General features: G+C 67.0%; 12 protein-coding genes. 7 read left to right on the top strand and 5 right to left on the bottom strand.

Annotation, left to right across the window (positions count from 1 at the left end; translation table 11 throughout):
* Positions 1-25: 25 nt before the first annotated feature.
* The 5 genes from HNR11_RS06820 to HNR11_RS06800 form a co-directional block, all read right to left on the bottom strand.
* On the bottom strand, positions 26-1231 hold the full coding sequence (locus HNR11_RS06820) for an acetyl-CoA C-acyltransferase (protein WP_179441672.1): 1206 nt from the start codon (positions 1229-1231) through the stop codon (positions 26-28).
* 174 nt (positions 1232-1405) lie between these two features.
* A complete protein-coding gene (locus tag HNR11_RS06815) occupies positions 1406-2197 on the bottom strand; it encodes an ABC transporter ATP-binding protein (protein ID WP_179441671.1) in 792 nt (263 codons plus the stop codon).
* Between the two features lies 1 nt (position 2198).
* Positions 2199-3149, bottom strand: coding sequence for an ABC transporter permease (locus tag HNR11_RS06810; RefSeq protein ID WP_058888295.1), 951 nt, complete (start codon positions 3147-3149; stop codon positions 2199-2201).
* A gap of 183 nt (positions 3150-3332) precedes the next feature.
* On the bottom strand, positions 3333-4409 hold the full coding sequence (locus HNR11_RS06805) for an ABC transporter substrate-binding protein (RefSeq protein ID WP_179441670.1): 1077 nt from the start codon (positions 4407-4409) through the stop codon (positions 3333-3335).
* Positions 4410-4648: 239 nt separating this feature from the next.
* Positions 4649-6013 (bottom strand): MFS transporter, encoded by a 1365-nt coding sequence (locus HNR11_RS06800; protein ID WP_179441669.1) that lies wholly within the window; start codon positions 6011-6013, stop codon positions 4649-4651.
* A 264-nt stretch (positions 6014-6277) separates the two neighbouring features.
* Between HNR11_RS06800 and HNR11_RS06795 the strand changes: the two genes are divergently transcribed.
* The 7 genes from HNR11_RS06795 (at position 6278) to ehuA (ending at position 14435) form a co-directional block, all read left to right on the top strand.
* A complete protein-coding gene (locus HNR11_RS06795; protein WP_179441668.1) occupies positions 6278-7315 on the top strand; it encodes an acyltransferase family protein in 1038 nt (345 codons plus the stop codon).
* A gap of 22 nt (positions 7316-7337) precedes the next feature.
* Positions 7338-10211, top strand: a complete 2874-nt coding sequence (locus HNR11_RS06790; RefSeq protein WP_179441667.1) for a DNA polymerase III subunit gamma and tau — start codon at positions 7338-7340, stop codon at positions 10209-10211.
* Between the two features lie 48 nt (positions 10212-10259).
* Entirely contained in the window at positions 10260-10856 is a 597-nt protein-coding gene (gene recR, locus HNR11_RS06785; RefSeq protein ID WP_179441666.1) for a recombination mediator RecR, read from the top strand.
* Positions 10857-11189: 333 nt separating this feature from the next.
* Positions 11190-12092 carry a transporter substrate-binding domain-containing protein gene (locus HNR11_RS06780; RefSeq protein ID WP_246310343.1) on the top strand — a complete coding sequence of 301 codons (903 nt, stop codon included), beginning with the start codon at positions 11190-11192 and terminating at the stop codon, positions 12090-12092.
* A 111-nt stretch (positions 12093-12203) separates the two neighbouring features.
* Positions 12204-12962, top strand: coding sequence for an ABC transporter permease subunit (locus tag HNR11_RS06775; protein WP_179441665.1), 759 nt, complete (start codon positions 12204-12206; stop codon positions 12960-12962).
* The gene (gene ehuD, locus HNR11_RS06770) at positions 12959-13657 is read left to right on the top strand and encodes an ectoine/hydroxyectoine ABC transporter permease subunit EhuD (protein ID WP_179441664.1); all 699 of its coding nucleotides are present in this window, start codon (positions 12959-12961) and stop codon (positions 13655-13657) included. Before HNR11_RS06775 ends, ehuD begins: the two co-directional genes overlap by 4 nt.
* Positions 13641-14435 carry an ectoine/hydroxyectoine ABC transporter ATP-binding protein EhuA gene (gene ehuA / locus HNR11_RS06765; protein ID WP_179441663.1) on the top strand — a complete coding sequence of 265 codons (795 nt, stop codon included), beginning with the start codon at positions 13641-13643 and terminating at the stop codon, positions 14433-14435. The genes ehuD and ehuA overlap by 17 nt, the downstream gene beginning before the upstream one ends.
* The last annotated feature ends 59 nt before the right edge of the window (positions 14436-14494 follow it).

Below are 14494 nucleotides of genomic sequence, written 5' to 3'. Positions count from 1 at the left end.
GGTGGAATCCTGTGCGCTCATGGCCTCAGACCCGCTCCAGCAGCAGGGCAGATCCCTGGCCCACGCCCACACACATGGTCGCCAGTCCGCGGGTCACGCCTTCGTCCTCCATGCGCCGTGCCAGGGTCAGCACGATCCGGCAGCCGGAGGAGCCCAGCGGATGGCCCAGGGCGATCGCGCCGCCGTCGGCGTTGACGATGGCCGGGTCCAGGCCGAGCTCGCGCATGCTGGCCAGGGACTGGGTGGCGAAGGCCTCATTGAGCTCCACGGCGCCGAGCTCGGGGATCTCCCACCCGGCGCGGGCCATGGCCTTGCGTGTGGCCGGGACCGGGCCCATGCCCATGATCTCCGGGGCCAGGCCGGCGTTGGCGCCGCCGGCGATCCGTGCCCGGGGGGTCAGTCCGTACTTCTCGACGGCGGCCTCGGAGGCCACGATGACTGCAGAGGCGCCGTCGTTGAGTGAGGAGGCGTTGCCTGCGGTGACCACCGAGCCCCCGGCGACGACGGGGCGCAGTCCCGCCAGGGATTCCGCGGTGACCCCGCGCCGGGGGCCCTCGTCGGTGTCCACCACGGTGACCGCGCCCTTGCGCCCGTGCACCTGGACCGGGGTGATCTCCCGGGCCAGCCGGCCGGCGTCGATCGCGGCCAGCGCGCGGCGCTGGGATTCCGCGGCGAAGGCGTCGGCGTCCTCCCGAGAGACGCCCTCGACCCGGGCGACCTCCTCGGCGGTCTCGGGCATGGAGAAGGTGCGCTTCTCGATGGCCAGGAACTCAGGATTGGTGAAGCGCCAACCGATGGAGGTGTCCACCACCTCGCCGGGCTTGGCGAAGGCAGTCGTGGGCTTGGCCATCACCCAGGGCGCCCGGGACATGGACTCCACTCCCCCGGCGACGACGATGTCTGCGGCGCCGGCGGCGATCATGTGCTGGGCCTGGGAGATCGCGCTCATCCCGGAGGCACAGAGTCGGTTGACCGTGATGCCGGGGACGCTGTCCGGGAAGCCGGCGAGCAGCCAGGCCATCCGGGCCACATTGCGGTTCTCCTCACCGGCGCCGTTGGCGTTGCCGAGGATCACCTCATCGACGTCGGCGGGGTCGATCCCGGACTCCTCGACCACCTGGCGCACCACCAGGGCGGCGAGGTCATCGGGGCGCACCGAGGACAGCGCGCCGCCGTAGCGGCCGACCGGCGTGCGGGTGCCAGAGACAAGATATGCAGGGCTGATCGCCACGTCATGCGCCTTTCACAGGAATAACTGACCGATCGTTCACCTAGTACTCTTCCACGAGTGGCCTGTGCGGTCAATCACAGCAGGTGGCTGCACAGCAGGGGACACAGCAAGGGGCGGCGCCTCAACCTGAGACTCCGCCCCTCACTGACCCGCCCCTGCTGTCCCGCTGCGGTCCTACTGCAGCAGCGTCTTGTCGTCGACCACCGCGCCCTTGAGCTTGCCGAACTCGGCGAGCAGGTCCTGCGGGGTCATCTGCGACTTCTGCTCGGCGCCGACATCGAGGATGATCCGGCCCTCATGCATCATGATCAGTCGGTTGCCCACCTCCAGGGCCTGGACCATGTTGTGGGTGACCATCAGCGTGGTCAGGCCCTTGTCCTGGACCACGCTGCGGGTCAGCCGGGTGACCAGGTCTGCGCGCTGCGGATCAAGCGCCGCGGTGTGCTCATCGAGCAGCAGCACGCGCGGGTCCGAGTAGGTGGCCATGAGCAGGCTCAGCGCCTGCCGCTGACCTCCGGAGAGCAGCCCGACCTTGGTCTTCAGCCGGCCCTCCAGGCCCAGCTCCAGCTGCTTGAGCGCCTCGGCGAAGCGTTCGCGCTTGGCCTTGGTGACTCCGCGGGAGAGCCCGCGCGGGCGTCCGCGGCGATCCGCCAGTGAGAGGTTCTCCTCGATGCTCAGGTTCGGCGCGGTGCCGGCCATCGGGTCCTGGAAGACCCGGCCGACCTTGGCGGCCCGCTGGTGTTCTTTGAGCCTGCTGACGTCGGCACCGTCCAGGGAGACCACACCGGTGTCCTGGTGGATCCGGCCGGCCACGGTGTTGAGCAGCGTGGACTTGCCCGCGCCGTTGGAGCCGATGACGGTGACGAAGTCCCCTTCGCTCAGCTCGAGGTTCACATCCACCAGCGCGCGGCGCTCGTTGACGGTGTGCGGGAAGAACGTCTTGGAGACTGAAGCGACGGTCAACATCTCAGGCTCCCTTCTCTGCCGAGGACTTCGGCAGGTGTGCATCGGAGGTGGTCAGCGGTCCCGCGGCCTCCGCGAGCGGGGAGGAGGACTTCCGGCGCAGACTCAGCTTCGAGAAGCCCTTCCACTGCGGCAGCAGCAGCGCCGCCACGACCAGCACCGCGGACATCAGCTTCATGTCATTCGGGTTCAGCCCGATGTTCAGCGCGAATTGGATCGCGAGCCGGTAGACCACCGCGCCCAGGATCACTGCGAGGGTGGCCTGGATGACGGTGCGGCTGCCGAAGATGGCCTGCCCCACGATCACCGAGGCCAGCCCGACCAGGATCAGGCCGATGCCCATCCCGATGTCGGCGAATCCCTGGTGCTGGGCGACCACGGCGCCGGCGATGCCGACCAGTCCGTTGGAGAGCATCAGGCCGATGATCTTCTGCCGGTCGGTGCTCACGGCGAAGGAGCTGATCATCTGCTCGTTGTCACCGGTGGCACGCAGCGCCAGACCATTATCGGTCTGCAGGTACCAGTCCATCACCAGCTTGAAGATCAGGGCGACGACAGCGAGCACCGCCACCGAGGTCCAGCCCACGCCGGTGAAGCCGCGCATCATGGAGATCACGGTGTCCTGGCCCAGCAGGGGCACGTTGGCCCCGTCCATGATGCGCAGGTTGATCGAGTACAACCCGATCATGGTCAGGATCCCCGCCAGCAGACCGTTGATGTTGCCCTTGGTGTGCAGCAGGCCGGTGATCATCCCGGCCAGGCTGCCCACCACGAAGGCCGCGGCGGTGGCCAGGAAGGGGTCCACCTCATTGGTGATCAGGATCGCCGCCGTCGCCGCGCCGGAGGTGAAGGACCCGTCGACGGTCAGGTCGGGAAAGTTCAGAATTCTGAATGTCAGGTACACGCCCAGGGCCATGATCGCGTAGATCAGCCCGAGCTCGAATGCAGTGATCATGTGTCCTCAATCATCGTCGCGGCCTCGGCCGACGGCGGGTCCACGTCCACCCAGGCCACGGGCGCCGGCACAGCCTGGTGCGGCTGTCCCGGCGCCCGGCCCGGTGGTCATCTCTTGGTGATGGCCGACGACGACGCCGACCCATCCGGTTCCGCGCAGTGGCGCGGAGTCACCCGCGGTGGGTCACTCCTCTTCCTCTTCAGCGTCCTCGTCACCCTCAGCCTCGTCTGCCTCGGCGGGGTCCTCGGCCTCGACATCCTCACCGACGACGGTGTCGGCCCGGTCCAGCAGCTCCTGGTCCAGCTCGACGCCCATGGCCTCGGCGGCCTCGGGGTTCACGATCAGCTCCAGGGTCTCCTGGGTCTCCACGGCCATGGACGCAGGGTCCTCGCCGTCCTGCAGGATCCGCAGCGCCATCTCTCCGGCCTGGCGACCGAGGTCGCCGTAGTTGATGCCGTAGGTGGCCACCGATCCGCGGATCACGGAGTCACCCTCGGAGGCGATCACCGGGATCGAGTTCTGCTGGCCGTACTGCAGCACGGACTCCAGCGCGGAGACCACGGCGTTGTCGGTCGGGACCCAGATCGCGTCGACGTCGAGGGACTCAACGCCCTGCTGGACCTCGGAGGAGTTCGAGATGGTCGCTTCCTGGATCTCCAGGCCGAGCTCGTCGGCGGCCTCCTGGGCGAGCTCCACCTGCACGGCGGAGTTGGTCTCTCCGGAGGAGTAGACGATGCCCACGGTCTCAGCATCCGGGGCGATCTCCTGCAGCAGCTCGAACTGCTCCATCACCGGGTTCAGGTCCGAGGCGCCGGTGATGTTGCCGCCGGGCTCCTCCCAGGAGTCCACCAGACCGGCTTCCTCAGGGTCGGTGACCGCGGAGAACACGATCGGCTTGTCCGTGACGGCCTGGGCGGCTGCCTGTGCGGTGGGCGTGGCGATGGCATGGACCAGATCCAGATCCGAGGTCGCGAAGGTCCCGGCGATGTTGCTCGCCGTGGCCTGCTCGCCCTGGGCGTTCTGCTCATCCCATTCCACCTCGACACCGGCATCCTCGAAGGCTGCCTTGAAGCCGTCGCGGGCCTCGTCCAGGGACGGGTGGGAGACGATCTGGGTGATACCGATCGAGTAGCTGCCGCCTTCTTCGCCGGCCTCGCCCTCGGTGTCCTCGCCCTGGGTCTCGCCGCCACAGGCGGTGAGCATCAGAGCAGTGGCGGCGAGCGCCGCCGAGAGCCTCATCGTGGTGCTGCGTGAACGCATAGGTGCTCCTCATCTAGGTGCATCATCCCCGGCGCAGATCGCCTGTGTGGATCTCCGGGTGATGCGGTGCGTGATTCAGGTATTGCGGTGATGCTGCTTCTACGGTGAAGCAGGTGGTGCGGGTGCTACAGGTGGTGCGGGTGATGCTTCTCTGCCCGGTGGCCGCCGTGTTTCCACGGTGTGGAACAGAGATTATCCTGCTCCAGGTCAGCGCCTGGGCATGTCGGCGCGTCGGCAGGTCAGCGCGACCCGGAGGTCACTGTGACCTCTTCGCGTTCGCTGTCGTCGTTGAGGTTGATGCCCTGGAGCTTCTTGGGCACCATCGAGACCGAGATGAAGGAGACCGTCGCCAGGATCGCGATGTAGAGACCGATCAGCCAGGACTGGCCGGTGGTGTTCAGGATGGTCTGGGCGATGGTGGCGGCGAAGGCACCGCCGATGATGGAGCCCAGCGCGTAGCCGATGGACACACCCGAGAAGCGGATGTTCGCCGGGAACATCTCGGCGTAGAGCGCGGACTGCGGACCATAGGAGGGGCCCAGCCCGATGGTCAGGATGAAGATGGCCAGCGCGAAGAGCGGCAGCGAGGCGGTGTCCAGCAGGAACCACATCGGGATCGCCCAGACGATGATGATGCCGTAGCCGATCTGGAAGGTCTTGACCCGGCCGATGCGGTCGGAGATGTACCCGCCGAAGAGGGTGAAGATGAACCAGCCGACGCCGCCGATCAGGGACGCGATCAGGGTGTCGTTGCGATCCATGCCCAGCGTGTTCACGCCGTAGGCGGCGAAGAAGGCGATCACCAGGTAGCCGGCGGCGTTGTTCGCGGCGAAGATCAGCGCGGCGAGGAAGGTGTACTTCTTATGCGTGGTCACCAGTTCCTTCAGCGGTGCCGAGGATTCCTTCTTGCGGGCCTTCATCTCGACGAAGACCGGGGACTCGTCGACCTTGAGCCGGATCAGGAAGCCCACGATGATGAGCACGAAGGAGAACAGGAACGGCACGCGCCAGCCCCACTGGAGGAACTGCTCCTCGGTGGTCATGGCATTGAGCGCGAACATGAACCCGGTGGCGAGCAGCATGCCCAGCGGCACACCGATCTGCGGGTAGGCACCGAAGAGTCCGCGCTTGTGCCGGGGGGCGTGTTCCACGGCGAGCAGCGCTGCGCCGCCCCATTCGCCACCGGCGGAGAGGCCCTGCAGCACGCGCAGGGTGATCAGCAGGATCGGTGCCAGCACGCCCCAGGTGGCGTAGGTGGGCAGAAGGCCGATGAGCACGGTGGCTCCGCCCATGCCCATCAGGGTGATCACCAGGACCATCTTGCGTCCGTACCGGTCACCGACCCAGCCGGCGAGGATCGCGCCCAGCGGGCGGAAGAGGAAGGAGATGCCGACCGAGGCCCAGGCGACGATCTGCGCCAGCGCCGCGTTGTCCTCGCCGAGCGGCTCGAAGTACAGCACCGCCAGCACGAAGCCGGCCGCCTGCGCGTAGATGAAGAAGTCGTACCACTCGATGGTGGTGCCGACGAGGGTTCCCGCGAGGACCTTCTTCTCCTCGCGAGTCAGGTCATGCCCCTCGTTGCTGAGGTAGGTGGTCTGGCTCATAGCTGCTCCAAAGGCTGGACACGTCACGATGACGTTCGAGTGATTCTGATGTTCGAGCGATTCTGGTGTTCGAGTGATTCTGGGGACACCTCCTGTGACCCAGGTCACGGACACGAGCGCTAATGTACCAGAATTAATGACCGAACGGTTGGTCGGTGGGGTGAAGAGCGAGAATGCCGTCCGATACAGTGATTCCACCGGGACGCAGCACCGCTGTGCGGCCCGATGACCCTCCCAGCCCTCGAGAGAGCCGCGCGCAGAATCATGCCCTCGACACCCGCCCACCCCGCACCACGCATGCAGTGGATGGACCTGCTGCGCGGGGTGGCCGTGCTGCTGGTCGTGGTGCTGCACGGCTCCGACATCCCCCGGGCCAACGGCCTGGGCGTGGATGAGTGGGCCCAGCTGAATCTCTACCTCGAGCCCTTCCGGATGCCGCTGCTGATGTTCCTCTCCGGCACGCTGCTCCCCCGTTCCCTGGTCAAGCCCCCCGCCCTCTATCTGTGGGGGAAGTTCGCCAGCATCGTCTGGCCGCTGATGATCTGGCTCGTCGGGTTCGGCGTGCTGATCTATCACGGCGGCCCGGGACGGCTGGAGTATTGGCTCACCGGGGACTACCTCTGGTTCCTGATGGCGCTCACCATCTGCTACCTGGTGGGGATGCTGCTCAAGCCCGCAGTGCCCCGGCCGGGACTGCTCAGCGGGATCGCCGTCGTCGTCTTTCTTCTGATGCTGGTGACCAGGCACTTCACCGAGTTGGAGAACTCGCTTGTCAGCCGGACCCTCTACTACGGAGCCTTCTTCTTCCTGGGTGCGGCTTGCGCCAGGATGCTGCTTCGATGGGCCACGGCGCCGTGGCTGCTGATCGCCGCACTCGCCGTGCTCATGGCGCTGCTGGCCGATCACGGACTCGAAGATCGCGAGTTCCGCGCCGGCAGCCTCTACGCCGCCCCCACCGCCATGATCGGGATCGCGGTCATCCTCTGGGTGGCGCCGCGGATCCCGGCGGGGCGGATCAACAGCTTCATGCAGTGGACCGGCCGCAATTCCCTCGTGGTCTACGTCAGTCACTTCCCGATCATCATCCTGATCCACCGTGGACTCAGCGAGATCGGGGTGGACCCGGTGCTCCACGTCGCGGGCTGCACCATCGGCGGCCTGCTGATGAGCCTGCTCGCCGTCTGGCTGCGCCCTTGGACCCGGTGGCTCTACACCGCGCCGGGTGATCGCCATGTGGCATCCAGGCTGGCGGCACGGAACCAGGAGTCGGGCCGGGGCTCCGACCGCATGCGCATGTCCTAGCAAGCAGATAAGGTTTCTCACTGTGAGCACCGCCCTGTACCGCCGCTATCGACCCGACTCTTTCGCCGACGTGATCGGGCAGGAGCACGTCACTGCGCCACTGATGACAGCCCTGGGCAAGGACGCGGTCTCCCACGCCTATCTCTTCTCCGGACCGCGCGGCTGCGGGAAGACCACCTCCGCCCGCATCCTGGCCCGATGCCTGAACTGCGCGCAGGGCCCCACCGGCACCCCGTGCGGGACCTGCGACTCCTGTGTGGACCTCGCCACCGGCGGACCCGGCGCGCTGGACGTCATCGAGATCGACGCCGCCAGCCACGGCGGCGTCGACGATGCCCGGGACCTGCGCGAGCGCGCCACCTTCGCCCCAGTCCGGGACCGCTACAAGATCTTCATCATCGATGAGGCTCATATGGTCACCGCCGCAGGCTTCAACGCGCTGCTGAAGATCGTTGAAGAGCCCCCGGAACACATCAAGTTCATCTTTGCGACCACCGAGCCGGACAAGGTCATCGGCACCATCCGTTCGCGCACCCACCACTACCCGTTCCGGCTGGTCCCGCCCGAGCCGCTGATGGACTATCTGCACCGGCTCTGCGAGCAGGAGGGCGTCACGGTGGCGCCCGGCGTGCTGCCCCTGGTCATCCGCGCCGGCGGCGGCTCGGTGCGCGACACGCTCTCGGTGCTCGATCAGCTGATCGCCGGCTCCGCCGAGCGCACCTTGGACTATGACCGGGCGACGGCGCTGCTCGGCTTCACCCACGCCACGATGCTCGACGAGGTCGTCGAATCCGTGGCCGCCCTTGACGGCGCGAAGGCCTTCTCGGTGGTGGACCGCGTCGTGCAGTCCGGGCAGGATCCGCGCCGGTTCGTCGAGGACCTGCTGGAGCGGCTGCGCGACCTGATCGTGGTGAAGTCAGTCCCGGAGAACCCCGGCGCGATCCTGCGCGGGGTCCCGGAGGACCAGATCCGTTCCATGCAGACCCAGGCGGGCCAGCTGGGCTCTGCGGAGCTCTCCCGCGCCGCGGACATCAGCGCTCAGGCGCTGACCGACATGGTCGGCGCCACCTCGCCGCGGCTGCATCTGGAGCTGCTGATGGCGCGACTGCTGCTGCCCCACGCCGAGCAGGGCCACGCCTCGGTGGCGGCGCGGCTGGAACGCGTGGAGCGCAGGCTGGACTTCTCCGCCGGGGCCGGGGTGACCCCCAGTCCCACGAACGAAGCCGCCGAGTCGACCGAGGATGCGGCCGCCAGCGCCGGCAGCGCAGACACCGCAGCTGGAGCCGACTCAGCGTCTGGATCCAACTCAGCGTCTGGATCCGACTCAGCACCCGGATCCGACTCGGCACCGGGGGCACCTGCCGAGCCGGATTCCTCGGCAGACCCGAAATGGGCCGCCCCCGGAACCAGCCCTGACACCGCTCCCACTCCCCCTGGAGCCAACGCGACGCAACCGGGGACCGCGACCTGGAACGCCTCCGGGCGCGAGACCAGCGAACCGCAGGCGCGGAGCTCAGATGGCCCCGGGCGGCAGGAGCCACAGCCCGCCTCGCCGGCCGCTTCGACCAATGCCTCGCCGACAGCTCCAAGCACTGCCTCGCCGGCCACTTCGACCACTGCCTCGCCGACAGCTCCAAGCACTGCCGGCCAGGGCTCGCAGGGCGCCGGCGGATCCACGGATGAGATGATGCGTCGCGCCTGGCCGGACATCGTGGATTCCCTGAAGTCCCAGTCCCGGATGCTGTGGATGCTGGTCAAGGGCAATGTCAGCATGGGCGGCTTCGACGGTCAAACCCTGGGTCTGGAGTTCGCCAATGAGGGAGCGCGGACCACGTTCGCGAACCGGCACGGCGAGCAGGCGATGAACGCCGCGATCGAGGACGTCCTGGGCATGAAGGTCCGCTTCAAGCTCGGCACCGGGGGCACCTCTTCGGCGGGCGGTGGTGGGGGCCCAAAAGCTGAACGCCGGCTGAGCCCGGCGGCCACACCGGATCAGCCTGCGGACGACACGCCCGCCTGGGTCCTTCAGGAGCCGCCGGAGCCCCATGATCCCGGTTTCGCCGAGGCGCCCCCCGAGCGGCCCGCGGCCCCACCCTCGGAACACCCGGCTGAGTCTGACATCGCTGCCGACCTGGACACCACGGCCGACTCCCAGGACCCCGATGCGAAGGATCTGGACCCCTCGGACCCCGAGTCCACGGATTCCGAGGTCTCCGCTGCTGCGCAGTCCCGAGCAGGCGCACCCTCCGCCGTCTCCCCCGAGGCGGCACCGCACCTGAGCCCCGAGGCGCCGGCACGCTTCGACCGCGAGGCACCAGCAGCCGGCTCCGAGAGCGAGGATGCCTATAAGCCGCAGGCGGAGAAGACCCCGGTGCCGGCGTTCGCCCGCCGCGCCGGAACCGGTCCGCGCTGGTCCAGCCCAGCCGACGCCGGGCAGGCTCAGGGCACCGCCTCCTCCGGAGCCGCACCCCAAGGCGCCTCCTCTCCCGGCGCCTCCTCTCAGGGCAACGCGCCGCAGCACCCGGCCGACGGAGGCGCCGCCGCCCCGCAGGGCTCCCCCGCACCGAGCGGCCAGCCCGGCGGTGGCGCACCAAGCCGCGCGGCGGAGATCCGGCGTCGTCTGGCCCAGCGTGGTGGCGGGCCAGCACCGGCCTACGCCGCGGAGCCGCCGGCGGATGATCCCTCGCATCCGGCTCCCCCACCGGACCCGGCATGGGACTCGGGGCCACCGAGTGACTATGACCAGAGCGCACCGCCGTCCTGGGCACAGGGTGAGCCGGAGGATGTCGCCAGCGAGGACGACGTCCCGCTGGAGCACTCCGGAGTCTTCGGGCGAAAGGCGTTCGAGAAGCACCTCGGTGCCACCTTGCTGGAGGAGCGCCGGCTCAACGAGTGAGCCCCGCTAGACTGGATCTCCACCCCTGAAGGAAGGCTCGTCCACACCGTGTATGAAGGCGCAGTCCAAGACCTGATCGACGAACTCGGGCGGCTCCCCGGCATCGGTCCGAAATCGGCGCAGCGCGTGGCCTTCCACATCCTGGAGGCCGACGGCGAGGATATGAAGCGCCTGGCCGACGCGATCACCACGGTCAAGGAGAAGGTCAAGTTCTGCGCGATCTGCTTCAACGTCTCTGAGGAGAACACCTGCCGGATCTGTCAGGACAGCCGACGTGATCCCAGCCTGCTCTGCGTGGTGGAAGAGTCCAAGGACGTGATGGCGATCGAACGCACCCGCTCCTTCCGCGGCCGCTACCACGTGCTCGGCGGCTCCATCAATCCGATCGCCGGCGTGGGACCTGATCAGCTGCACATCCGCGAACTGCTCAGCCGACTCTCCGACGACACCATCACCGAGGTCATCGTGGCCACCGACCCGAACCTCGAAGGCGAGGCCACCGCCACGTATCTCTACCGGATGCTCGGCTCCATCGGCATCAAGCTGACGCGGCTTGCCTCGGGGCTCCCCGTGGGAGGGGACCTGGAGTACGCCGACGATGTCACGCTGGGACGGGCCTTCGAGGGCCGTACGGTGATGTCCTGAACCCTGCGCCGGGACCTCTGCACAGATAGTTATGCAAGCGTGATCAGGTAATACTCAGGTTTCTATGGGCGTGTATTTCGATCCGTTTTCCCAGGCGCCGCTGGCCTTGCGGCACGGGGGAAGCAGCGGCGACACCCGGTTCACGCTCCACAATTCTTTCTTCTATTCCACGATCCTCCGAATGCCTCCCAACCTTGTCGATCCGACAGAAATCAGTTTCCAAATCTGATTTCTCGGTCTAGCGTGTTGAGACAGGCGACACCCGCGCTGTTCTCGAGTCCGGGGTCCCGCTCACTCGCACCAGACGCACACCAGAGGATGAGGTAAGCACTGATGATGAAGAAGACTTCGATGGCAGTCCGCGCAGGCGCCGTGAGCGCCGCCGCACTGCTGGCACTGACCGCCTGCGGTGACGGCGACGAGGGCGCGAACGGCGAGGCCGACGGTGGCGGCGAGGATGTCATCACCGTGGCGATCAACGGCGAAGAGCCCTACTCCTATATGACCGAGGAGGGCGAGCAGGAAGGCGCCACCATCGCGCTGGCCGAGGAGATCTTCGGCGAGATGGGTTACACCGTCGAGGCCGAGCTGGTCCCCGATTGGGACAGCCTCATCCCAGGGCTCGGGGCCGGGCGCTACGATGCAGTCTCCGCCGGCATGTCCATCACTCCAGAACGCTGCTCAGAGGCCTCGTTCGCAGAGCCCGAGATCATGTACACCACTGCTCTGCTGGTGGAAGAGGGCAACCCCTACGGTGTGGAGAACCTCAACGATGTCGCCGAGGCCATGGAGTCTGGTGAGGACCTCACCCTCGCCACGTTGTCCTCTGGCATCGAGGCCTCATACGTGGACGAGCTTGGCATCGACGCCGAGGGAGTCGGGTCACCCGACGACGGCATGGACATGGTCACCGGCGGGCGCGCCGACGTGTTCGCCCTGACCGCTATCTCGCTGAATGCCATGGCTGGCGACACCGAGGGCGTCGAGGTCACCGAGGGCTTCGTCCATGACATGGACGGCACGCTGCAGTACGGCGCCGGCTCCACGGTCTTCCCGCAGGGCTCAGAGATGCTCGAGGAGTACAACGAGCACCTCGCGGAGCTGAAGGAAAGTGGCGAGCTGCTGGAGATCATCGGTGAATACGGCTTCACCGAGGCCGAGATTCCCCCGGCTGACCTGACCGCAGAGGCACTCTGCGAGGGCGACCTGGAGTCGCTCCAGGACATCGAAGACTGAGCTGAGAACCTCAGAATCCACCGGTGGTCGGCCCTGCCCAAGGGCCGACCACCGCTTCGGTGAGACCACTTCGGTGGCGCGACCTCCAGCAGAGAGGAAAGACCCCCAACCGTGGACTGGTTAGATCAACAGCAGCAGTACCTCGAGATTCTTCAGAATTTCGGGCCCAGACTCTGGGACGGATTCCTGCTCACCGTGCAGCTCACGCTGCTCGGAGCAGTGCTTGCCTTCATCATCGCCGTGACCCTGGGCCTGATGGCAGGCAGCCCGAATCTCTGGTTCCGAGGCCCGGCGCGGGTCATCATCGAGTTCTTCCGCGGCACCTCGCTGCTGGTGCAGCTGTTCTGGGTCTACTACGTGCTGCCCCTCTTCGGCCTGACCCTGGAGAGCGCCTTCACCGTCGGTGTGGTCGCATTGGGCATGAACTACGGAGCCTATGGCGCAGAGGCCGTCCGCGCCTCGCTGACCTCGGTGTCCTCGGGACAGTGGGAAGCCACCGTGGCGCTGTCCATGTCCTGGCCGCACAAGATCCGTCGGATCATCTTCCCGCAGGCCTGGGCGCTGATGATCCCTTCCCTCGCCAACCTGCTGGTGCACCTGCTCAAAGGCTCGGCAGTGGTCTACGTCGTCGGGCTCAACGACTTCAACTTTGAACTGGATCAGCTGCGCCGGGTCACCGACGCCTGGTTCGCCTACGCCTTCGTGGGCCTGATCGGGTATTTCCTCTTCGCGCTGCTGCTCACCCAGGGAATGCGACTTCTGGAGACCCGCGCGAAGAACAAGCTGGGGCAGGGCCCGAGCATCCGGGAGATCCTCTCCACCAGACCCAAGATCGTCACCGGCGTTCGGCAGCCAGGGGGTGCCTCATGATCCCCGTCGTTCCATTCACCGCAGAACCTGCCCCAGAGACCACCGGCAACGTCTGGGACTGGGACTTCGCCGTCGAGATCTTCCCGGATATCCTCGCGGCCTTCCTCCAGGTCACCCTGCTGGTCACTGTGGTCAGCACCGCGATCGCCGCCGTCCTCGGCCTGGTGATCGCGATCCTGCTGCGAGTGCTTCCCCGCCCGCTGGCCTTCGTGGTGCGCTGGGTGGCGAACTTCATCCGGATGACCCCGCTGGTGGTCCAGCTGTTGGTGCTGTACTACGGCTTCACCTGGATGGACCCGCTGACCATCGGGTTCATCGTCTTCGGAATCCACTACGCCACCTACATGTCCGAGGTCTACCGGGCCGGGATCGATTCCGTGCCCACGGGTCAGTGGGAGGCGACCAAGGCGCTCTCGATGAGCGCCGGTCGCACCTGGCGGCGCGTGATCATCCCTCAGGCGCTGCGCTCCACCATTCCCTCGCTGGGCAACTACGCGATCTCCATGTTCAAGGACACCCCGTTCCTGTTCGTGATCTCGGTGGCCGAGATGGTCCGCGTCGCGCAGACCATCGGGGCTCAGACCTTCCGCTACACCGAGGCCATCACCATCGCTGGCCTGATCTTCCTCGCCGCCAGCTATCCCACTGCACTGCTGATCAACCGTCTGGAGAAGCGCCTTGCCTACGCCAAATGATGCCGAGACTCCGGTCATCGAGTTCGTCGATGTCGAGAAGCGCTTCGGGGACAACATCGTGCTCAAAGACCTGAACTTCTCCGTCCGGCGCGGCGAGCGGGTGACCCTGATCGGCCCCTCCGGTTCGGGAAAGACCACCATCCTGCGCCTGGTGATGACCCTGGAGGAGCTCACCGGCGGCTACATCTTCGTCGACGGCGAGCCGCTCACCCACCGTGAGAAGGACGGCAAGCGCGTCGCCGTCTCCCCGAAGGAGCAGAAGCGGCTGCGCACCAGGATCGGCATGGTCTTCCAGCAGTTCAACCTGTTCCCGAACATGACCGTGCTGGAGAACATCATCGAGGCCCCGGTCCATGTGTTGGGCCAGTCCAAGGCCGAGGCCACCGCGAAGGCCCATTCCCTGCTGGAACAGGTCGGGCTGCCGGACAAGGCCGATCAGCACCCGATGAGCCTCTCCGGCGGGCAGCAGCAGCGCGTCGCCATCGCCCGCGCGCTGGCCATGGACCCGGAGATCCTGCTACTGGATGAGGTCACCTCCGCGCTGGACCCCGAGGTCGTCGGAGACGTGCTCAACATCCTGCGCAAGGTCGCAGACACCACGAACGTCACCATGCTGATCGTGACCCATGAGATGAGCTTCGCCCGGGACGTCTCGCACAAGGTGATGATGTTCGACGGCGGCCGTGTGGTGGAGGAGGGCGCACCGGAGAAGATCTTCTCCGCCCCCACCCATGAGCGCACCCGGCAGTTCCTCAGCGCCGTGCTCCGCGACGCCTGAGCAGATTTAGACTTGACCCAAGTTCCCCCGTTCAACACACCAGGAGTGAGACAAGCTGT

This window comes from Nesterenkonia sandarakina (assembly GCF_013410215.1).
GTDB classification, from domain to species: domain Bacteria; phylum Actinomycetota; class Actinomycetes; order Actinomycetales; family Micrococcaceae; genus Nesterenkonia; species Nesterenkonia sandarakina.
This window is presented reverse-complemented; position numbering and strand designations above follow the sequence as displayed.